Source organism: Lentilactobacillus rapi DSM 19907 = JCM 15042, assembly GCF_001436255.1.
Taxonomy (GTDB): domain Bacteria; phylum Bacillota; class Bacilli; order Lactobacillales; family Lactobacillaceae; genus Lentilactobacillus; species Lentilactobacillus rapi.
In genome coordinates this window covers 12,736-35,500 of the sequence record NZ_AZEI01000086.1, presented here as the reverse complement: position 1 = coordinate 35,500, position 22,765 = coordinate 12,736, and the positions used below count along the sequence as shown (strand labels likewise).

The 22,765-nt window shown below is 42.8% G+C and carries 16 protein-coding genes and 1 CRISPR repeat array; of the genes, 4 read left to right on the top strand and 12 right to left on the bottom strand.

What is annotated here, in order from left to right; genetic code table 11:
* Window positions 1-249: 249 nt before the first annotated feature.
* Window positions 250-1,602, bottom strand: coding sequence for a glycosyltransferase (locus FD12_RS13285; protein WP_056983450.1), 1,353 nt, complete (start codon window positions 1,600-1,602; stop codon window positions 250-252).
* Between the two features lie 262 nt (window positions 1,603-1,864).
* Between FD12_RS13285 and FD12_RS13280 the strand changes: the two genes are divergently transcribed.
* The gene (locus FD12_RS13280; RefSeq protein WP_056983449.1) at window positions 1,865-2,662 is read left to right on the top strand and encodes a spore germination YkwD domain-containing protein; all 798 of its coding nucleotides are present in this window, start codon (window positions 1,865-1,867) and stop codon (window positions 2,660-2,662) included.
* 175 nt (window positions 2,663-2,837) lie between these two features.
* Here FD12_RS13280 and FD12_RS13275 read toward each other — a convergent pair whose 3' ends face one another.
* From FD12_RS13275 to FD12_RS13245, 6 genes are all read right to left on the bottom strand, one after another.
* Window positions 2,838-3,272: a hypothetical protein gene (locus tag FD12_RS13275; protein WP_146986036.1), complete on the bottom strand. Its 435-nt coding sequence runs from the start codon at window positions 3,270-3,272 to the stop codon at window positions 2,838-2,840.
* 178 nt (window positions 3,273-3,450) lie between these two features.
* A CRISPR array of direct repeats spans window positions 3,451-4,211; the repeat unit is 28 nt; unit sequence GGATCACCCCCACATACGTGGGGAATAC.
* Window positions 4,212-4,953: 742 nt separating this feature from the next.
* On the bottom strand, window positions 4,954-5,427 hold the full coding sequence (locus FD12_RS13270) for a hypothetical protein (RefSeq protein ID WP_054748424.1): 474 nt from the start codon (window positions 5,425-5,427) through the stop codon (window positions 4,954-4,956).
* Between the two features lie 180 nt (window positions 5,428-5,607).
* Complete coding sequence (locus tag FD12_RS13265; protein ID WP_054748422.1) at window positions 5,608-6,249, bottom strand: SDR family oxidoreductase; 642 nt, start codon at window positions 6,247-6,249, stop codon at window positions 5,608-5,610.
* A 42-nt stretch (window positions 6,250-6,291) separates the two neighbouring features.
* Entirely contained in the window at window positions 6,292-7,116 is an 825-nt protein-coding gene (locus FD12_RS13260; protein WP_054748420.1) for an aldo/keto reductase, read from the bottom strand.
* 421 nt (window positions 7,117-7,537) lie between these two features.
* Window positions 7,538-8,812, bottom strand: a complete 1,275-nt coding sequence (locus FD12_RS13250; protein WP_054748416.1) for a hypothetical protein — start codon at window positions 8,810-8,812, stop codon at window positions 7,538-7,540.
* A 164-nt stretch (window positions 8,813-8,976) separates the two neighbouring features.
* Window positions 8,977-10,200, bottom strand: a complete 1,224-nt coding sequence (locus tag FD12_RS13245) for an MFS transporter (protein WP_056983448.1) — start codon at window positions 10,198-10,200, stop codon at window positions 8,977-8,979.
* 636 nt (window positions 10,201-10,836) lie between these two features.
* On the opposite strand from FD12_RS13245, the gene FD12_RS13240 reads away from it, so the two are divergent.
* Entirely contained in the window at window positions 10,837-11,613 is a 777-nt protein-coding gene (locus FD12_RS13240) for an acetoin reductase (RefSeq protein WP_054748412.1), read from the top strand.
* A 70-nt stretch (window positions 11,614-11,683) separates the two neighbouring features.
* Here the strand turns inward: FD12_RS13240 and xylB are convergent, their stop codons facing one another.
* Complete coding sequence (xylB, locus tag FD12_RS13235) at window positions 11,684-13,198, bottom strand: xylulokinase (RefSeq protein WP_054748409.1); 1,515 nt, start codon at window positions 13,196-13,198, stop codon at window positions 11,684-11,686.
* Window positions 13,199-13,484: 286 nt separating this feature from the next.
* A complete protein-coding gene (xylA, locus tag FD12_RS13230; protein WP_056983447.1) occupies window positions 13,485-14,822 on the bottom strand; it encodes a xylose isomerase in 1,338 nt (445 codons plus the stop codon).
* 195 nt (window positions 14,823-15,017) lie between these two features.
* Between xylA and FD12_RS13225 the strand changes: the two genes are divergently transcribed.
* Together FD12_RS13225 and FD12_RS13220 are read left to right on the top strand one after the other, a co-directional pair.
* A complete protein-coding gene (locus FD12_RS13225; RefSeq protein WP_054748407.1) occupies window positions 15,018-15,461 on the top strand; it encodes an Lrp/AsnC family transcriptional regulator in 444 nt (147 codons plus the stop codon).
* Window positions 15,462-15,718: 257 nt separating this feature from the next.
* The gene (locus tag FD12_RS13220; RefSeq protein WP_056983446.1) at window positions 15,719-17,116 is read left to right on the top strand and encodes an amino acid permease; all 1,398 of its coding nucleotides are present in this window, start codon (window positions 15,719-15,721) and stop codon (window positions 17,114-17,116) included.
* Window positions 17,117-17,383: 267 nt separating this feature from the next.
* Here the strand turns inward: FD12_RS13220 and FD12_RS13215 are convergent, their stop codons facing one another.
* From FD12_RS13215 to FD12_RS13205, 3 genes are all read right to left on the bottom strand, one after another.
* Entirely contained in the window at window positions 17,384-19,387 is a 2,004-nt protein-coding gene (locus tag FD12_RS13215; protein ID WP_056983445.1) for a DUF5776 domain-containing protein, read from the bottom strand.
* 133 nt (window positions 19,388-19,520) lie between these two features.
* On the bottom strand, window positions 19,521-20,849 hold the full coding sequence (locus FD12_RS13210; protein WP_054748399.1) for a glycoside hydrolase family 30 protein: 1,329 nt from the start codon (window positions 20,847-20,849) through the stop codon (window positions 19,521-19,523).
* A 105-nt stretch (window positions 20,850-20,954) separates the two neighbouring features.
* The gene (locus FD12_RS13205; RefSeq protein WP_056983444.1) at window positions 20,955-22,256 is read right to left on the bottom strand and encodes an MFS transporter; all 1,302 of its coding nucleotides are present in this window, start codon (window positions 22,254-22,256) and stop codon (window positions 20,955-20,957) included.
* Window positions 22,257-22,765: the final 509 nt, after the last annotated feature.

Sequence of the window (22,765 nt, the reverse complement as noted above, 5' to 3'; positions counted from 1 at the left end):
AACGTCTTCATGCACTACTTTCTTCGTCAACGCTTTATTTTTTCTCATCAACATTTAATGTAACCACCATAATCCGTTTCGAATTATCTGTCAACCGTTAACTATATTTAATTTTTTGCACTGATTGTCTTGATTCTTTGTCATTTATAGAAGTAACTTTGCTACTTGTCTTTCGAATTTAAATGATTATTTTCAAATAATTCTCTAATTTTTATTAATTCGAGCATCAACTCGATTAACGCCTTTTAATTACTTTTGGGAAATATCTTCTTCCCTGGGCTTAGCAGGATCTATTGAAGAGGATGTTAATTTGTCCTGAATCACAGCATCATGACGTTCGGTGGGCTGGGCCAAATGTTTATAGTGGGCCGTCTTAGCCCAATCTCTCTTTCCAAGCAGCTCCCGACTCATTGAAATGTATACAACTGGGCTCTGAATAAATGCATACAATGGTTGTAGAAACAGGATAATTACTTTTTGCTTAGTTGTGTAAGTTTCTGTGGGCGCACTCAAATGAGCGGCATAAATCATTGCGCCATTGATAATTATACTCAAAGCCAGCAATAATCCGAGGACGATTAAAGTTGCTCCCAGATGAACCAATAAGCTATGACCAAACACAATGATCGATATAATTCCTGCTAACGTATAAATCAGTGATGCAAACGGCAATGCCAGGAGTAATAAAATGTCAATCTTCAACGAAGCCTTGATTTGTTTGCTGGCCACGATACGCCTACCGTATTGTTTGAAGCATTGAATGCCACCCTGGCACCAACGAGTTCGCTGTTTTATAAGCGGCCAATAATGATGGACACCCATTTGGGGAACACTCACATTTGGCAAAAAAACTGCTTTATACCCATGCAACATCCCTCTCAAGGAACAATCCATATCGTCCAACAAGGCTGATCTGCTCCAGCCAATTGTTGTTGCCATCTCATAAGTCATAAATTGCCCATTTCCACTGGCAATTGCGCTTTGCATCTGACTTCGGGCGGTCTGGGCTAATCGATTAATGGTATTGAACCCAAAGTTTTGCAAAATCGTCCACCAACTATGATCTTCATAAACATGAACCCCGGTTTGTAACATATCTCGATCCGAATAATTATAGGCATGAACGACTTGTTCGAAAAAAGCTTGATTTGGCTGCGAATCAGCATCAATGACCCCGATTAACGTCGCAGAAGCTTCATCATCCTGAACTTGATTTCGAATATACTCAAGACCGGTATTTAACGCATCTCCTTTGCCATGGCGGGCAGTCGGCATTTTTCTCGTAATGACATGCAAGTCAGGATCTTTAAAATGACGAAGCACCTCACCGGTCCCGTCATCACTGCCGTCATCGATCACGACCAGTTTTACCCGATCCAATTGAAGGTGTTTTAAATCTTTTAAAATGGTCTTAACAGTGAAACCAATCGTATTAGCCTCGTTTAACGCTGGTACCATCAGATACAGATTTCTTAAATTCCGTTGCTGATGTGGACTGATAGCTGGCGTTTTACCGCGAAAATGAAACAAAAACAGATCCCAAATAATGTATAAAATCGTGGCCACTAAACTTATGTATAACAAAATTTGCACGATAGACATCCTGATTCCCTCCCAATTATTGTCAACATCCCGAGAATACTGTCGTAACCTTTCATATTACCAATTAATAAGTTAAACCAAATAAAAGGTTAACACTTTAGTCACAACTATTTATGTTATCGCTCTCCTAATTCCAAATCAAGCACTCTTAAAATTCAAGGCCACCCCCAAATTTATTAGAACGGGGCTGGCAGGATTTGCTATAATGAAATTAATTACTGTTTGTGATCATTTATTCATTCTTTCTTTTGGGGGACTTAACATGAAATCAATATGTAAAGTGCTGACCTCATTGGGGCTGGCGTTAGGATTCTTATGTGCTTCGGCTTCAGTGGCGAACGCACAGACTATTAAAGCAATGACCGTTAATTATGTTTCAACGACCGGCCAACAAGTTCGCGCACCACTCACTTATCATCGGTCGGTCAACGGCGTGTCGGCATTTGGATCCGGTTTGGCTTATTCTGCAACCGGTGGTTATACCTCATCGAAGGGGTACGTTAAAAAGGTAAAAGGCTACGTCCCTTATCAGCTTCAGAAAGACTATGCCTACGCCCAAATGCCCGCCTCACTGACCGTGAAGTACATAAAAGAATCGACATTGGCTCGTCGAGTTGAGAAGCAGTACCTAAAGCAGATCAACGCCTACAGAGCAACCCAAGGCTTGAAGTCATTCAAGCACAACAAGTCTTTGAAATCAAAAGCAATTGTCCGCTCAAAGGAATTATGGCAAAAGACAAGCCATGTCCGTCCGAATGGACAATCTTACAATGCCAACCTCAGTGGGTACGCCGAAGTTATGGCAGTATTGCCAGCTTACTTTTTGTCGACAGGAATTGCTACAACCAATACCGGCCTAGGAGCAATGTTGGTCTATAACAGCAACGGCCTCGTTTCATACAAGAAGACCGCCAAAACTGCCAGCAACGAATTGTTGACTTGTGATCAGGAACACCGAGACACTGAATTAAATAAATGGGCAACCTATAGCGAGCCAGCATTTAGTTTCCACGCGGATGGCTCGGGCATGATGGCCCAGTTGTTTGAACTGGGTAAGTAGAAAAAATGTCTAGCTATCAATTGTTTTTTTAAATATGAATTGTCAGCCTCCGCAATAACTGTCAATTCAAACCTATTTTGGCCGCTTAAATCAGCGGCTTTTGTTTTACCTTCATAAACCGAATTGAATAAAGAAAAAGGCTGGGATCAAAATGCCTATTCCCAGTCTCGAGTGATTAATATTTGTAATAAGTATGATTAATATCCTTACGTAATTGATGCAATTGCTTAAAGTAGATCTTGTGGCGGTTATAAACTTTGATGCGATAAGAAACTTTAATGCCACCAGCTGGGGCGTTATTGAAGTCGCGCCCGACAAGATGGTAGACATGACCGACCTTCTTGTAATAGACCTTCATAACACTGGACGGATCGACGGGCGGTAAGGCAGGTGAATTAGTGAACCAGGTTTGATGAACTTTTAGATACGCGTGCCCAGTCATTTTATACTGCTTATATGGTCGCCAAGTTTTCGTCTTCCAGTGGCCACGTAATACGGTTGGTGTCCCTCGATGCCAAGTAGCGGCGTGAGTCGGCGCACAGGTTATCGTTAATAATAAAATTGGTAGCAATGCAATTAGTAAGAGTCGTTTAAATTTGATAATAATCACCATCTTTCATTTTGGGAACAAGAAACAATTTTATTATAGGATATTTTGAAACATTTGACGTGAATATTTTAAGTTAATGAATTCAAGAAATTGTTGGATCGGTGAACATTCAAAATAACGGGATTCTCACATGCGTGGGGAATACCGAATTATTGACGGTTCATTGACTGCACAAGGAGGATCACCCCCACATACGTGGGGAATACAATATCGCATCATCAAATTGTATAAGGATACTGGGATCACCCCCACATACGTGGGGAATACTCAAGTTCGTTTATCAGCAGCGTGTGGAACTCAGGATCACCCCCACATACGTGGGGAATACGGTCGGTCAAATTATCCAAATAGGTGTCAACCAGGATCACCCCCACATACGTGGGGAATACACCACGCCCACCTCGCAGAAAGATTGTGCTATAGGATCACCCCCACATACGTGGGGAATACGCGACGTTTTGGCATTGGGAGAAACCGTTATTAGGATCACCCCCACATACGTGGGGAATACATCTTCACCTTACCTAATCAGTTATTCCGTAGAGGATCACCCCCACATACGTGGGGAATACCTAAGTACGAGCAAACCGGCGGCAAGCTGAAAAAGGATCACCCCCACATACGTGGGGAATACCTGGTCAACAGATTCAACAACTGGCAATGGGTGGGATCACCCCCACATACGTGGGGAATACTCAACTTCCAAGTTCTTGAGTCGCTCCTCATGGGGATCACCCCCACATACGTGGGGAATACCTTTCTCAGCTATACCAGCCTGCATCGTAGTAAGGATCACCCCCACATACGTGGGGAATACTTGTTCCTGATTCGATATCAATGATCAATGATAGGATCACCCCCACATACGTGGGGAATACTTAGTAGAAAATATTTGCTGCTTACTAAAAGTAGGATCACCCCCACATACGTGGGGAATACACTAAAGAAAGCCTGTCATCTCGGCATTTGAAAATTCCAATTCAACTGTTTTTCATTAGTTTGAACTAGAAAGTTCCTTCCTACACCAATCCATACCCCTAGCCAATTAGCCACCTTAAGAATAACAAAAAATATTTGCTGGTGCTACGAAAAAGGGATTGTTGAAATGGCAAATGGTGGACCACTCACAAAGGCCCATCTCAAATCCCTAATCATTTTACAAAAGCACAAAAAAGCCCCCGCTAACACGCAGGGACTTAAGGGATTTTTTTCATATTGAGGGGTAATTCATGAAGTTAAGAAATCGTTGGGGTTTCTTAGTAATTATTTGAGGGGTGAATTATTATATTTGGGTGTATCGTTGCCAATCGGCTTATTGATTCACGGGCATCCCTTCTTTCAAAATAGATTTCGAGTTTCGGCTCACGGACCGGGTTAACTCACTTCGGTTTTAGTAGCAACTCCAAACAATAATCTTCTGATGATTGGAAGTTTCTTGTCGATCATATTTAAAATATAATTTTCGGTTTGTTGTTGTAGGCACTGTGTGCATCCTTCCTTTCGTATAAATCATTATTGGAGAAGCTGGGTTAGAAATCATGTTGGGTTGTGCTGTTGTTATCGCCTTCCTTCATATTTGATTGTCTATATAATATCGAGTTGAGCTTAACTGAAGCTTAAATCTGGAAAGAATCTCAATATTTTTTTATTTGGTCATCACCTTTCTTGTTGATCTCCTGTTTTAACTGGATTGGGTATATCTGATACTGCTTTGGCTGCTATTAACATTGCCATTGTCGGTCAATCCCGAATCAGCCGTCTTATATGATGAATTGGTGAGCTTTTCAGGTCGGTGCTCGAAGCCGCTGTTATTGGTTAAAGTTTCCGCCGAGGTTTCCGACTGAGTGGTTGCTATTTTAGGTGGTTCAACGTTCTTTAATGAATTGTCTTGGTTGATTGTGAGATCCACTTTAGCCATCAGGTCAGGATCGAGATGCTGACTTTCAGTTTCAACACTCGGCCGAAACTTTTTGGCTTGTTGAGGTTGTGTCGAGGTGACCGCTGCGTTAGCGGAAATCACCGATCCGAAGATAGTTCCCGTCATCACCAAGCTGGCACCTGCTGTAAATAATACTTTCTTCAGTTTAATCGTGTTCAATCTCCCCTTTGTTTCAATATAGGTATTTTGGTTGTTCTCTGCATCCCGTCCTTTCATATTTGATTATCCCTAGATTAATTGAACTGACTTAACCGAAGCTTAAAAACACAAACTAACGCTCAAAATTCACTTGAGTTTAAGAAAACCGCAAACTTCTTAATGGAAACTGAAGTTTGCGGTTATTTTTGGTTATTCGATTGGTGAAACATCATTGACTTTGTTGGGTTACTTGACTCACTACATGAACGACGGCTTGTCTCCATCCGTATTCGGCTGGTTAATGCCAACTGAATGGCGAACCTGAGCGCTTGGATCATTAATCAAATGCACGACAAAGTCTGCAATACTCTTACGTGACACCTTGGTACCTTTGAACGGCTCGCCCTTTTGAGTTGTTTCATAACTCACAATATCATCGTTTGACAACCAGGCTGGCCGGATGATGGTATAATCCAAGCCCGAGCTTTCGATAACTTTTGCGGCAGCAGCATAGGGTTCAAGATACCCACCATCCAACTGCTGATGATTCCATTTACCAAAATTGCCAGGAACTTCATCGTAAATCCCTAAAGTTGAAATCCAAATCAACCGCTTAACGCCGGTTTGGTCCATTGCGGCCAACACTGCCTTGGCCTCTTCCTCAATGTTGCGACCAGCCAAGTTTGCATAAACGATGTCAATACCATCTAAGGCGGCCACAATGTCCTTGACATCAGTCGCATCCCCATCAATCACCTTTTCACGACTCGGATCACTAATCGAGAGCCGTTTAGAATTTCTCAAGAATAACGTCAAATGATGATCTGTTTCATTTAACAATTGCTTTTCAGCCAGTTTTGCAATCTGACCATTCGCACCTAAAATTAATACATTTGCCATAACTTACATATTCTCCCTTGTTCATTGTTGATGCTAATATCGTTAACCCATGTCGGTCCCAGACATTGCATTCAGTGCCTGCATATCTTCCGGGCTAATTTCAAAATCCAATTTGGTATTGTTTTCAATATGTTCTTGATGAGTTGCCTTTGGTAGTGGTAGAACGCCATTCTGCAGAACAAACTTAATCGCTAGTTGGGCAACACTTACCCCATATTTGTCAGCCATTCGGGTGATGTCTTCGTTCTCCAAAATTCCTCCGGTTGCTAAAGGTGAGTAAGCTTCAACCAGCATCCCGTTATCTTGGGCAAATTTGGTAATCTGCGGTTCTGTGTACCCAACGAAGTAGCGAATTTGATCAACCATCGGCTTCACATCTGCCATCTGCAAGATATTTTCGAGATCATGCACATTAAAATTGGAAACGCCAATTGCCTTAACATCGCCGCTGGCATAAATATCCTGCATGGCCTTCCACACTTCCACATTTCCTTCATCATAGTTGGCGCCACGTTCATTCCATGGCCACGGCGCATGAATGAGATACAGGTCAAGATATGAAAGGTTCAGTTCCTTCATGGTTGACCGAAAGTCGGCAATTGCGCCATCGTATGTTTTAGTAGCCGCTGGCAGCTTGGAAGTCACAAAAACGTTCTCGCGATCAACATCGGAATCTAAAATGGCTTCACCAACGCTTTTTTCGTTGCGGTAAGCTTTAGCGGTATCAATATGGCGGTACCCAGCCTTAAGCGCCAGACTAACGGCGTCGTATGTTTGTTGACCACCTGGAATCTGCCAGGTGCCAAAGCCAACTTTAGGAATGGCGATTCCGTTATTTAATTCGTAGGTATCAGTTAAGATTGACATGTTCGTCTCCCCTTTTTAATTTAATTGTGATGAGTAACTTTATTATGACGCTTTTAGGAATGAAACGCGAGAATGTCGCACCAAAAAAGACCCAGAAATCGTCATTTTGGGCCTTACTCGGAGAATATTTAGCATGCAGCAGTTTTAACTTTAGCTGAACAACATTAATCTTGACAGTCGTCAATCCCCCGTAATGATTCAGCTATGTCAAATGAGCATCCCCTGCGATCCACTGCGTCATGCCGTTATAACAGTCGGGAAAATTAACTACTTGCAACCAGAAATTATCCCGATAATCATATTAGCATGTGATAAATAATGTTGTCATTTATTCTGCCTGCAAATTATGAAAACAAAAACCAACCCCTATCAGACTAGAGGCTGGCTTCGTTGTACTCAGATTATTAAAAACACCTCACTGTTACTGTCGTTGCATATAATACAGTTTCAGCGTGTCACCATAACGAGCGTTAGCATTTTCAGTAAGTGTTCGATTCTTGTCAAAGTAATAGGTTGTTCCGCCAACACCATTTAAAGTAGCAAGCTTACCAGTTGTAAACAACTGATTATCAAATAGTGATGTCGCAATCACACCCTGGCCGTTACTAGAGAAGAGGGCTTTTTCTGAATCCGACAATGCTGGATACGTGTTTCCGACGAGTTGACCAGCGTTAATTTGACTATTGGTGTTAGTCAAATAATAAGTAACTTGTGATGTATATTGGGCATTCGCAGCATCAACATAAACCGCATAGTTATCACTACCAACTGTCAGATTAGCAAGGCTTGTATTAGGTTGGGTCTTGCTTACCACATAACCTGCAGGGACGTTCTTGGAAACGGCTGAAGTGAGTGAATCAGTTGTGTTCAAGATGTCGCCTAGCTTGGCACCATATAATAACTTAGCACCACTCTTTAAATCACTTGGTTGGATAATCCACTGGTAACTACCAACTGACTGACCCTGAGCATTAAGATAATTAATCTTTAAGCTGTTGTTGGAAGTTGGCGTGTTGTTATTTGCGGGAGCATTCAAGCCGCCTGCGTAAACCCAGCCAGTAATCGCAGTATTGTTATCGTCAGTCACTTGATAATAGAGATAACCCTCACGAGTCTTGGTAGCAGCACCGGTAATTGTAAATGTATCGCCAGTCTTGTACCCACTCATGTTCGTTTGCTGAGCCTTGTACTGAGACCACTTAGGGTTGACCCAAAGTGTGTTCTTGTTATTGTCTTTTAAAGTATAACCAGTTGTAACGGTTGGCATGTTCGCATTCGTCATGGTATTAGCGGTTGCAAGTCCCCCACCAAAACTACCGGTTGACTTACCACCGTAGATCCATCCACGATAATTTCCATTGAATGAAACGACCTTATAATAGACAGATCCCTTATTAGTGGTTGCCACTCGATATGCTCGGAAGTATTTAGTTGAGCTCTTGGAATTTCCATAGCTCTGCAATGTGTACTTGGAAGCAATCAAACGAGCGCCACGCAACGTACCAGCTTTTGTATACAAAGCGTTCGACCCATTCGTCGTAACGTTACGACTTGCTGGCGCACTTGTCATTGTTTCGTTTGACGTGACTTTTGCATATGATTTGGCACTTGCATTCGTTGTGGCCAAACCTGACGCAGCTAACATTGAAACAGCTGCCAACCCAAAATATAATGATTTTTTTAATCCTGAATTCATAAGTTCAACTCCCCACATATTTTCACGTCCAGAATATCTGACGCTATTTAAATGTTAACACGATCAAGATTGCCAGGGAAAATATATGCCTGAACTTAATGAGAAAGTCTTTTCTTTGTAACTATTCAGAAATAAAATGATAAGAAACGAGTCACAATAATGGCTTACTCCGAAATCGAAGTCACATTCACTTTGTCCTTCTTATAGGCGATCACTACGACCAGCAAGTTGATCACAACCAACAGCGTTGTCATCAAGAATACATAACGGTAATCCAGCACCCCGGCAACCCCAGAAGCCAGCATTGGGCCAACAACCGCACCAATTGCTTGAAACGATTGATTATAACTAAAGATCCGACTAACAGACCTCGCGGGTGCCTCAAGGGTCATGACCGTTTGAGTGATTGGCAATAAAGCCGCGTTGGCAATGCCAATCAAGAATCGCAAAATGCCCAACATTAACACGGTCGTAACGAAGAACATCGGGAAAAAGACAACCGCCGAGAAGATTAATCCGGCTAATAAAATCTTTTCCGGTCCGATATGATCACCTAGCCGTCCAAGGTATGGGGCCGAGAATAGGGTGGCGATTCCTGGCAATGCCGCGATAATTCCACTGGCAAACGCAACGTTACCATGACTGTGCATCAATTCTTTAACAAACAAACTGATAATAGGATTGATCGAAGTCGTCGCCGCCATAATGAGCATTGAGGAAGCAATCATCGCAAGAACGACGCGCTTATGTTTAACGCCTACAAACGCGTCCTTGATACCGGTTTTTGCAGTCTTTGGCCGAGGCTTAAAGTCTTCCTTCACAAATATCCAGGTCGTCAAAGAAGCGAGTAGCATCATAAAACCGAACATATAGAATGGTAGTCGATAGCCGAAAATGCCAGAGAGAAAGCCACCAATAATTGGACCAATCAATTGACCGCCAACGTTTCCAGTGGTTAATGCGCCCATCGTCCGGCCGCTTTGTTCACGGGGAACTTCACTGGCAACCAGTGCATAAGCATTATTAATGTAACCAGAAAATGTCCCCTGGATGAGTCGAATGGCAATGAGCATCCAGACGTTCGTTGATAGGCCGGTTAAAGTTGCACTAATCGTCATCCCAATCGATGCCCGCAGCAGCATTGGCTTTCGTCCCGTTCGATCGGCTAAGTTGCCCCAAAGCGGCGACACAATCGCCTGACTAAGGAACACACTGGAAAAAGCCAGCCCAGCGTAGAGGGTCAGTTGCCATTTGGGAAAGTTACCCATTTCATTGATAAATAATGGTAGGAACGGCATCGACATACTCGCGCCAGCACCAGTTGCAAAGTTGCCAAACCACAAGGCCCACATGTTTTTTTGCCATTGAGGTCGTTTATTTTTTGTCATATTTCAAGATCCTTACTAAAATCGAATTTCTGCATATGGAATTCATTATAGCGATTATCATTGTAGGTATCAACTTGTTGCCGGCGATGAACTAATTTTGAAATCCTTTCCAACTGGTTAAGAAAGTTATTTTACTAACTGAAAAAATAATTAATCAGCTCGACCAAAAATTAAAACGTAATTGTGTGCAATCGATTCACAAGCGAGGTATTATGTAACTGTATTCAAATGCTTTAGTTACCTGTTGGGACGGCTTTTCCAAGTGGAGATCAACGTGTAAGTGTCCATGTGAAATTAGTGGATTCTGGCTTTCTGCTTGTGGAGACTTACGTTCCGGTTGCTAACCGCCTGGATCCGCTCACTTGTTTTAGGACAGCTCCTCCAAGCAGAGATCTGCATGTAAGCACCTCGAACAAAAATTCCCCAAACCGGAATTTCTGTTCGAGGAGACTTACACTCGGATCTCTAAGCGCTTGGATCCACTCACTTGTTTTTTAGGACAGCTCCTCCAAGCAATAATCTGCATATAAGCACCTTCGGCAGAAATCCCCTAAACCAGGATTTCCACCGAAGGAGACTTATATTCCGATTATTCCCGCTTGGATCCGCTCACTTGTTTTTGGGGAGGAATTAATCATGGCAGAAAAAGTTGCAGTTATCACTGGTTCAGCAGGTGGTTTGGGGAAAGGCATCGCTGAACGACTGGCAAAAGATGGGTTTGCAATTGTACTTCACGATATCAATAAGGATTTATTAGCTGAAACTGAGAAAGAATTTAAGGACAAAGGAATTGAGGTAACCAGTTTTTCTGGCGACGTCTCCAAGCGAGATGACCAATTTGCCTTGGTAAAACATGCGGTTGATACTTTTGGCCGCTTGGACGTATTCGTTAATAATGCTGGGGTAGAAGCGGTTAAGCCGTTACTTGAGATCGACGAAAACGAACTTCAACGGCTGTTCTCAATTAACGCCTTCGGGATGCTCTTTGGTACCCAGGCAGCCGCCGACCAGTTCATCAAACAAGGTGGAGGCGGTAAAATTATCAGCGCCTCCAGTATTGCCGGCCACGAATCCTATCCAATGTTAGGCACTTATTCCGCTACCAAACACGTGGTTCGTTCGTTTACCCAGACAGCTTCAAAAGAGCTCGCTAAGTACAAGATTAATGTCAATGCATATGCACCCGGCGTTGCCAAAACCAAAATGTGGGATCGGATTGACGCCGAGATGGTTAAGAACGATCCATCCCTCAAACCAGGTGACGCTTTTGCCCAATACACGGCTGATATTTCATTAGGTCGTTACGAAGTACCATCAGATGTTGCCAACCTCGTTTCATTCTTAGCATCCCCAGATTCAGACTACATTACCGGTCAAACAATTCTGGTTGATGGTGGGATGGTTTACAGATAATTTCAATAACGATGCAAAAAGAACCGCTTCCCTCGGGACAACGGTTCTTTTTTGTTATTAACCTAGTGGCTTACTGTTCTTCATTCTCCCGACGATAAGCGACTAACTCATGGGTAATCTGCTTGGTACTTGGATAAATCTGCTTATAGATGTCATGCAATTTCTGATACTTGACAACATCGTCTTCTTCTGGCAGGAATACATCCTTAAACTTCACAAAAACTTTGGTACATTCTTGCATATTTTCAAACCAGCCGAGACCAACAGCAGCCAACATTGCGGCACCTAGGCCTGGTCCCTGTTCATTTTGCAGGGAAACCACTTTGGTATTGAAAATATTAGCTTGAATTTGTTGCCACAATGGGCTCTTGGCACCACCACCGATTGACACAACCGTATCAAACTTGGCGCCTTCCTTTTCATAGATGTCCAAGATATCCCTGAATGAAAAGATGATCCCTTCCAAGACGGCCCGAACAAAATCATAGCGTTTGTGAATGCCGTCAATCCCGATGAAACTGCCTCGAACATCAGCATCGGCATAGGGGGCCCGCTCACCCACAATGTATGGAGCAAACAATAATCCATTGGCACCAACTGTTGATTTGGCGGCACTATCTACAACTTCAGTGAAGTCTTCTTTTTCAGCAAACGTCTTTTTGAACCAGCTGAGTGAAAAACCAGCGGCCAAAGTAACCCCCATTGAATAGTAAGCATCTGGAATGGCATGGTCTTCATACTGCAAGACACCATTATAATTGGTTTCCTTTTGGGGTTCGTATTTTAAAATAACGCCAGAGGTCCCAATACTTGAAAGTACTTTGGAAGGACTATCAATTCCGGCTCCAACGGCCCCACAGGCATTATCAGCGCCACCACCAAATGTGACCGTATCGGTTGAGAGGCCGGAATACATTGAATACCATTCGTCAATATTACCAGTGTTATCGATGGACCGAACCAACGGTGGGCAGAGACTGGCTGGAATATCGAAGGCGTCCAAGATCTCCTGGCTCCATTCCTGTTTATCTACATCCAGCATGACCGTTCCAGTAGCATCCGAATAATCGATCGCTAACTTGCCGGTCATTCTAAATCGCAGGTAATCTTTGGGCAGCAGCATGGTCTTCGCTTTGGCAAAGATTTCTGGTTGATTTTCCTTCACCCAAAGGAGTTTTGGCAGCGTAAAGCCTTCGAGCGGCTGATTATGGGTAATTTCAACAAAGCGGTCACCCATCTTAGCCATAATTTCTTCGCGTTGTTTGGTAGAACGGGTGTCGTTCCAGAGCATGGCTGGCCGCAAGACCTTATTATCTTCATCTAATAAGACCAATCCGTGCATTTGACCCGAATAACTGATCCCCCTAATTTGTTCTGGTTTCAGTGAATCATTTAAAATCAATTTAACAATCGCCACAGTCGTTGCGTTCACCCAGTCGTTGGGGTTTTGTTCCGCATAGCCTGGCTTGGGTTGATTGAGCGGGAAATCCATCCCTTCTTGGGCGATAATCTCCCCGGATTGGGTGACGGCCGAGACCTTGACGGCACTCGTGCCGAGATCCACTCCTAATACGCAGTCGGTCATATGTGTTCCTCCTTCATCTAAAAATGGGAATGGAAAATTAATTCCATTCCCATTATACGTTGTGTTCAACCATTATATTGCTGAAACGTGCTCCACCAAGCAGCAATCTGCGCATAAGCACCATCACCAAAAATTTCAAACCTGGTAATGGTCCCCTGGCAACATAGTGGAAATGTGCTCCACCAAGCAGAGACTTGCACCTAAGCATTCTCCACCAAAAATCCAAGCCCAGGATTTCTGGCGGAGAAAACTTAGGTTCCAGTCTCTAACCGCTTGGTTCCGCACTCTATTTTAGTGTCTGGATAATATAATGATTAATCGTATCTTTAATCTCTTCCAAATGATCAGAATGCGTTGCGTCACGCAATTCTTTTTGGGTCTTATCTAATGAGTAATTTTCAAGGTCAGCCATGCTGGCCTTGCCACTTTCGATATCGGCACCAATTCCTGAATCAAATGAGCTGTAACGGTTCTTAACAATGTTATCAAGAACGCCATCACTCTTCATAGCAACAGCTACCCGCAAACCAGCAGCAAAGCTATCCATACCAACAATGTGGCCATAGAAGAGGTCTTCTGGTTCGAATGATGAACGACGTGGTTTAGCGTCAAAGTTCAAGCCACCACGAGGGCCAATGCTGCCATTTTCAACAACTTCAGTCATTGCAGCGGTTGTCTCGTAAAGATTTGATGGATATTCATCGATATCCCAGCCAATTAACTTGTCACCTTGATTAGCATCAAGGGAACCAAGCAAACCAGCTTCTCTAGCAACGCGGATTTCGTGTTGATAAGTGTGTCCTGCCAAGTTGGCATGGTTGCCTTCCAAGTTCAGCTTGAAGTCTTTGTCCAAGCCGTATTCCTTCATGAACGCAATAGTGGTTGCGGCATCAAAGTCATATTGATGAGTGGTTGGTTCCTTTGGCTTTGGTTCGAGCAACATCTGAGCGTCGAAGCCAATTTCGTTAGCGTAATCCTTAGCCATGTGGAATAATTTGGCAGCATGTTCTTGTTCACGCTTCATATCAGTGTTCCAAAGTGATTCGTAACCTTCACGGCCGCCCCAGAATACGTAGTTTTCAGAGCCAACTCGCTTACCAATTTCAAGACTGTGCTTTAATTGAGCAGCTGAGTAGGCAAAGATGTCTGCATATGGAGAAGTACCGGCACCTTCAACAAATCGAGGGTTCGTGAACAAGTTTGAAGTATTCCAAAGAACTTTCATTCCGGAAGTCTTTTGGTTCTCAACAATCTTATCAACCACTTTGTCCAAGTTCTTGTTAGTTTCACGAAGGGTGTCACCTTCAGGAGCTAAGTCACGATCATGGAAGCAAAGGAAGTCAACGCCTAATTTGTCGTAGAATTCAAAGGCAGCATCCACTTTTGCCAATGCTTGGTCCATTGGATCTGTGTACTTGTCATATGGACGAAGGGCAGTTCCGTCGCCAAATGGATCGACTAGTCGTTGATCAAATGTGTGCCAGTATGCTACGGCAAAGCGTAACCAGTCACGCATTTTCTTACCACCAACAACTTCATCTGGATTGTAATACTGGAACCCTAATCCTGACTTTTTTTCTCCGGTACCAACGTACTTGATTTTATCGACATTCCAATAACTCATTTAGAAGTCCTCCAATTTTTAATTAGTTTGTTTGCACAACCAACTTACAAGCTATATTCTACAACATTAGAATTTATTTGCAATCCCTTTCACTGATTTTTTGACATAATTAGCTGAAATGCCTAGATCAGCAAACCCAATTTAGTGATGATATAATGTAATTTATCATTTGGTTTACGAAGGGAGCCCGATTAGATGGACAAATTAGATCGCAAAATTCTCAACATTATACAAGAAGACGGCCGCGCTTCTGTTAAAAGTATCGCGGAACGCTGTTTCATTTCTGCGCCATCGGCTTCCGTTCGCCTACAGAACTTGGAAAACCATGGATTTATCAACGGCTACACCGCTAATGTTAATTACGAAAAATTAGGCTACCTCATCAAAGCATTCGTCCGGCTGGATGTCAGCTACAAGCAGATGCCGAAGTTTGTTGAATTTATTTCAAAAGTTCCTAATGTCGTCGAGTGTAACTACATCACTGGGGACGCCGCCGTTCAGCTCAAAGTCTTTTACAAAACGATGACTGAGCTGAACGAATTTAACGCGTCGTTAAAGGAGTTTGGAAATACCCATACGAACGTGGCCTTTACGACCAATATTGGCCCCCGACCGCTGAAGCTACCGGAAGATAAGTAGCAGAAATCTGCTCATCAGAGACTGATGGTCCAACTCCCACTACTTGCTTCCATGCTTTGAAAGAATTTTTTTATTTTCATAGGAAGATTGCTCACTTTTCCTTATTTCCATAAAAAATATTCTAAAATTAAAAAATGATGTTAAAACTTCCTTTCAAAAATGCCACCACAATGATCATCTGTGGTAGGATAATGCCAATTTGATTAGAGATTCTCTAATTTAAGCTATTATTTAAATTTTTGAAAGGAAGTTAGTTCATGGAAAAATCTCAGATTACTGAAAATGCAGATGGTACGATGCGGTCCTTAAGCAACCGCAACGTTCAAATGATTGCGATTGGTGGCACGATTGGTACCGGGTTGTTTCTTGGCTCCGGAACCACCATCAGTAAGACCGGACCCTCTATTTTATTAGTTTATTTAGTATTAGGAATCTTTTTCTTCTTAATGATGCGGGCAATTGGCGAAATGCTTTATTCTGATCCCTCACAACATACATTTGTTGCCTTTATTACCCGATATTTGGGGCCAACAGTTGGTCACTTCACAGGCTGGACTTACTGGCTGGGGCTTTCATTTTGTGCCATGGCTGAAATCACAGCCATTTCTACTTACATTCAATTCTGGTTCCCCAATATCCCCTCGTGGATTATTCAATTAGTCTTCCTGGGAACTTTGGCTTCAGTTAACCTAATCGCCGCCAAAGTATTTGGCGAGGCAGAATTCTGGTTCGCTTTAATTAAGATTATTGCCATTCTTGCCTTGATCGCTACCGGGGCATTCATGATGTTCAGTCATTCAGTTACCCCACTTGGTCATGCATCCATTCAAAACATTTTTCATAACTTCACAATGTTCCCTCATGGTGGCTTAGGATTTATTTCCGCCTTTCCGATGGTCTTCTTTGCCTTTCAAGGAATCGAATTTGTCAGCATTACCATTGGTGAAGCCGAAACTCCTCACAAGATTATCAAGAAGGCTGTTAATGAAACCTTACTGAAAATCTTGATCTTCTATTTTGGCGCTTTGATTGTCATCATGGGGATTATTCCTTGGACTCACCTCAACGCAGCCAGCAGCCCATTTGTTCAGGTATTCAAATTGGCTGGTTTCCCTGCAGCGGCTGCCATCATTAACTTTGTTGTGTTGACGTCAGCTTCATCATCATTGAATAGTTTCATCTTCTCAGCTGGCCGCCACATGTATCAAATTGCTCAAGAAAATCCGGAAGATAGCTGGATGCACCAACATATCGCCAAGATTTCCAAAAATGGCGTTCCCGCTGCCGCAATCATTGTCTCGGCACTCTTCTTGTTGATCACCCCGATCATGAGTTTAACCAGTGCCACTGCTTCCGTCTTCACGATTGTTGCCGGCTCATCTAACGACATGTACATCATCGTTTATGCACTGGCCATGATCGCCCACAGAAAGTATCGTGAGTCGACCGACTTCTTGCCAAATGGCTTCAAAATGCCTTGGTATTCGGTCACTAGCCCACTCACCATTGCCTTCTTTGCCATTATCTTTATCACGTTGTTCTTCATTCCACAGAATATCATCGGTGCGGTCGGTGCCATCATCTGGACCGTCGTCTTCGGTGGCGTGACCTACCTGCATCAACGCAGTCTGGTTACGGCAAATGCGGAACAGTAATATAGCTCTCGTGTTCCATATAATATGATCAAAAAGCCATTAATTGAAAGTTAGCCGACTTTCAGTTAATGGCTTTTTATTGATTTGTTATATTATTATTCGCGGGTACTAACAAAAAATGGCCGTGCTTTTGACCGCACTGCCATCTCAGCTCCGCCAAAAAGTCAGAATTTTTAGCAGCAAGCTTATTTTAATTCTTCATCTCTCCGTAAATGGGGTTACACGGAGGATAAAGGATTAACCAAATTGAATTATTAACCAATACACTTATTTGACGAACTGTACATTCCCCGTCACGTAATTGCCATTAGTTAATTGATAGCGAGTTGTGAGACGGTGAGTAATCAATCTCTTCACTCTCAATGTCGTCCCTCGTTTTACATGCTTAACCCGATTCTTCTTGGCCAACGTTCGTTCCTTATACGTGTATACACCTTCTGTTTTGATGACCCGCAATTGTTTAACTTTCTTTGTTAAGTATAGTGGGGCCACAAACGAATCCTTGGCTGTTACATAAGTACCATCACTTAACTGATAGCGCTTAGCACCATTAGTTGATTGAGCCGTTGCCACAACTTTCATTGTTGTATTCTTGGCAACCTTGCTTAAACGAGCCGAGTGAGTAAACGTGGCTTTATCGTACTTGTAGACTACTCGTTTGGCATAAGCCATGAATGGTTTGACTTTTGTAGGTTTAGCCGCTTGATTAGTTGAAGTCGGCTTAGTGGGCGTATCTGTAGTCGGGTTGGTCGGATTAGTCGGCGTATTCGAATTAGGTATAATTGGCCCGGTTGGCGTACCACTCGACTGGATCGTTCGATAGCTCACCGTAATATCGATTGGGTCAGCACCAAAATTACCAGTTACGTCATCTTTGCCAGTCGTAATGCCCGTTAAGGTATAACCATCAATTTGTTTTGCTGTCTTAGCACTTACGTCATAACTGGTACCAATTTGACCACCTTTTAACACATCATCAGGAGCTATCGATTTGCCGTTTTGGTCAACATAATGAACGGTGACATTGCCGCCAGTTTGTTCCGTGTCCCCAACGTCAATCGTTTCAACATCAATTCGACTTGGATTCCAATTGGTTTCATGACCATTGGCAATCAGCAGCATCCCATTAGCTAATGGTAATATCTGACGATTGTAGCCAATTCCTGTTTGTGTTGAATATTGCTTAGTTGGGTGCCAGGTCCCTTTTAACAAGCTTTCCTGATCCTTAAAGACAAATACATATCCGCCTTTGTTATCACTCGTGCTATTTCCATTGTTATTAAAGGCAATGTCGCCATTGTTTAATTTTGTCACATATGGAGCACCACCTGGGGCGATCGTCGTACCAGCATCTGCACTATTGAAATTGGTTGGGTCGTCAGAAATCTTGGCTCCCGAATTTTTGCCCCCCTCTTGTTCGTAAGTTAGGACCCACTTACCATTCGATAACTGAGCTAAAGTTGCCATCCCAGGGCGACTATCACTGATCTTATTCGGATCAACGTCAAATTTGATTGGCGACCAAGTTTTACCATCCGTCGTCGTTTGGTGAACTAAGGCTTGGGCTTTTGGTTTAAGACCACTACTATCCCGTTCATCCGAGTAATAACAAACTAATTGATGATTATAAACCATTAAGTATGGTTCCCAGACTGGATCGCCAAGTAACTTGCTAGGACCAGCGGTGGCAATTGAACTTTCAAACGTCCAATTTTGACCAGCATCGTCGCTTCTCATCATCTCAAGGTCAGTTGCGGCCTTAGGATCGTTGAAGTCATTTGGTGTGGCATTTCCTGCCAACACAACTGTTCCCTTTGGCATGTCACCAATCTTTTCTGGCAATTCATAAAGCTGTGGGCAGTTCATGAATCCCCATCTAGGACTATTGCCTTGGTGATTGGTTGGCAGGACGCTAGAAACCTTCTTCCAACTTTTACCACTATCATCACTTTCATAAATTGGAAAACTTGGACTTCCCGTTTTGGCCTGATTATTTGTAATGACCTGTTCAAAAGTCATTAGCAATTTTCCGTTATCTTTGGGGTTTGCTTGGTGTTCCAATTGAATGACTCGTGGTGATAGGGCAGCATAATTCTTGCCATTTAACCAACCACTACCATCATTCTTAGGCGTGTACACATTAGTGTTAATTGGTGTTAGCTTACTATCAGCTTGGGTTGATACTGACAATCCGGTTGTTTCAACGACGGCCACTGCAGCGGCTATAACTGCCCCTTTAGCCAATCGTCGGAATCTTCTTGCTAGTTTCACGATACGATTCCTCCATTAGTTAATAATTCTTAACAAATAACCATTCAAGATTTTTGTAAAGAAGAGAGACGAGGAATCAAGATCCCCGTCCCTCCTTTTTGTTTGTAAGTTGGTTGATACCATACTAAAATTTTTACTTAAATATAAACGTACTGAATGAATGTGCCTTTAGATGGGCCTTATATGTGTCACCCTTAACATTAATCGTAATATCACGATCATGATTCATGCTGTTTGACATAACCACAACATTGCTGCCATCTGGGTTTTCATACGCCGTCGCTTCACCAGCGGCGTGACCACCATATGAAAGCAAGTGGGCACCAGGTTGAACATAATGCGCATAATGTCTCATGACATAGTACTCAGGGTTCAACGTCGATTGTCCAGTCTTAGAATCAACTGAGATCATGCTGTTTTGCAGCCAGCCCCAGGTACTTTCACCATCTTGTAAAACGGAGTTCCAGTACATATAAGCATTTACGCCGTTACTGATATAGTGACGGAACAGGTTAAAGACATATTCCCCATACGTCCAAGTATTGTTACCATTACCACATTCAGATTCTGACTGGAAGTAATTCAGTTCTGGGAATGATTGAACAGTCCGTTGCAGCACTGACTTGCCTGCCCACTGGTAGGTAACCCCTTTAATGTACTTGTAAGCATCTGGATCTGAAAGAACCGTTTCGGTAATGACGGGATAGTCAGTGGTTTCATCCTTGGTCATTTCCGTATCTTCGAGTGGTGAATTGATCGTTCCTAACCAAATATCGGTATTCAACCCTGCTTTTTCAAAGGTTGGTCCAAGATAATTCTTAATGAAATCACGTAACTCTTCACCAGTCCAGTAGCATGATGGGAATTTCTGATCCCGTTGTGGTTCATTTTGGGGGAACAATTGGCTGATATGAATTCCTTCAGCCTCATATGCTTGAATGAACTTTACAAAGTAATTGGCATAAGCTTGTTGGGTCTTCTCATCATGTTTCAAGATTCCGTAGTTATACACGGGCTTAGTCTTCATCCATGTAGGCGGACTCCATGGTGAAGCGGAAAAGACGATGTCTGGGTTCCGCTTTTGGGCAGCCTTGATATACGGAATTAAATACTTTTTATCACGTTCGATGGAAAAATCTGTTAATTCATAATCATCCGGTGTTTCGTCTAATGAATACCAGTTTAAAGCATAATCACTGGCACCAACCGGGATCCGGCAGATTCGATAATTTTCGCCTTCACCAGGCTTGAACAAATCGTCCAAAATCTCATTGCGCTTTTCTTCAGAAAGACTTTGTAATGCCTGCCAACCTAATTCGTTAAAAGTTTGGCCAAAGCCCCAAATTTCTTGACGCTTTTCAGTGCCAACTTCGAGATTATTATGAAGCTTCTCGGTCGTGGTGCTCAACTCACTCTTTACAAGTTGTGAGTCTTGAGTACTTTCGATTTGTGTTGCACTCATAAATAAAATTCACCTCTGTTTTGTATTTGTCTTTACATCATTTATGACAATCCTAAGGTGGCAAAGACAATACACCTTAAGGACTGATTGATACCATTCTGACTGTTACTTGGCATTTGCTTCTTGCGTCTTCACGTCTCGATGCTCATTAACAAAGAGAATCATCACGCCACCGATAAGGGCAAGACCGGCACATACCGGGAATATTCCAAAGTAGCTGCCGTGGTTAGCTGTAACGATTGAGGCAGCCACAATTGGTCCAATAATTTGTGAACCAGTGTTAGCTAAATTCAAGATTCCTAAATCTTTAGCGGCTGTTTGTGGATTTGGCAAAACTTCCAAGTTCAAGGCTTGGTCAACCGCAAAGAAGATTCCCATTCCAAGACCGGCAAGTAATCCGTAAACTAACATAGTCCAAGGGTTACGGCTCAACATTGGGAAGGCAACCCCGACAGCAACTAAGAACGCTGCAATGAATACGGGGATTTTACGACTCTTCATCCAGTCAGAGACCGGACCAGCACTGATTGACATAATAATTGCAGTTACCATCAGCATCATGTTAATGATTGAAATGTACTTCTGTTGACCACCAGTATTTAACTGAATGTAATCACTCAAGATGTACAATTGATAACCCATGATGGCAGTCGTCGCCGTGTTGATTAATAACTTACCAAACAGGGCTAAGTAAAAGTCTTTTGCATGATGTAATGGGAAAATAAAGTTTTGAACAACCATTCCCATGGTAAAGTGCTTCTTCGGCATTCCTAAGCTAGATGGTTCCCGAACGATAATTGCGGCAAGCGGTCCAGAAAGTAATGTTAAGAAGGCCATGACAACAATCCCAGTCCCTACATGACTTAAGAATTGCGCACCAACAACTTGACCACCATATTGCCCGATTACATAACCAAAGGCGTAAATTGATGAAATTGTTCCCCGGTTCTTCGGCGCAACCTGGTCTTGCAAAAATGCAAGCAATGGAGCAACAATCGCGTTCAAACAAATTTGATACGAACACCAGGCAACCACCATCATTGTTACCGTGCCAGCCATGTTAAACCACAGCAATGTCAGCAAACTTCCAACAGATCCTGCAATGATCCAGGGGGTCCGGCGACCAAATCTTGATCGGGTAATATCAGAGAACCCACCGATAACAATGTTCGCCAACGTTGCAGCAATCATTGCGGCCGAAGCCAGTAACGCGACCACTTGGGCTTTTTCAGAAGGGATAATCTGTTGAACCTTGGCAGGAAGCAAAACACCGTTAACTCCTAAATAAGGTCCCAACCATAAGAGTGCGCCAATCCCGGTGGCAATCCCAATTTTGATTGGTTTCTTGGGTTGCTCACTATCTAGAACCGTCCCATGCCATTCTGGGACATTTTCATTTTGTGCCATCATCTTCACCTTTTCTATTTATTGACATGCTCACTGCAAGCCTGATTCCGCCCACCTGGGTGGATCCGCTTACAATTTTATTTATGAAACGCGTTAAACTATCTTGATTCCGAACAAAAGTGATTTTTAAAAGCCCAAACATTTGTTAAAATTGCAAATCATTCAGACGGTCGTCACCGTCATTTAGCTGCGTTTAGTTGTATCGCCAATAAACTCCAGGGCTCTTAGCAACCGCTTTCATTCATCCTTAAAAAAAGCCAAACCTAATGAATAATCTCGAAAACCGTAACTTAATTAAGTACAACGTTAGTTTATTCCCAAAACAAACTTGTCGATATGCTGCTATTTGTTTTCTATTGGACAATAATTGTCATCTGACTAATTTGCTCTCAAATCATGTCCGGCGAAAGAGCTGGTATAGCAGGATGTGTCGTTACGTTAGCTTAAACTCAACAGACAAAAATAAGATTCCAATTAGTGAGCTCTGCGCTCATTATTGGAACCTCACT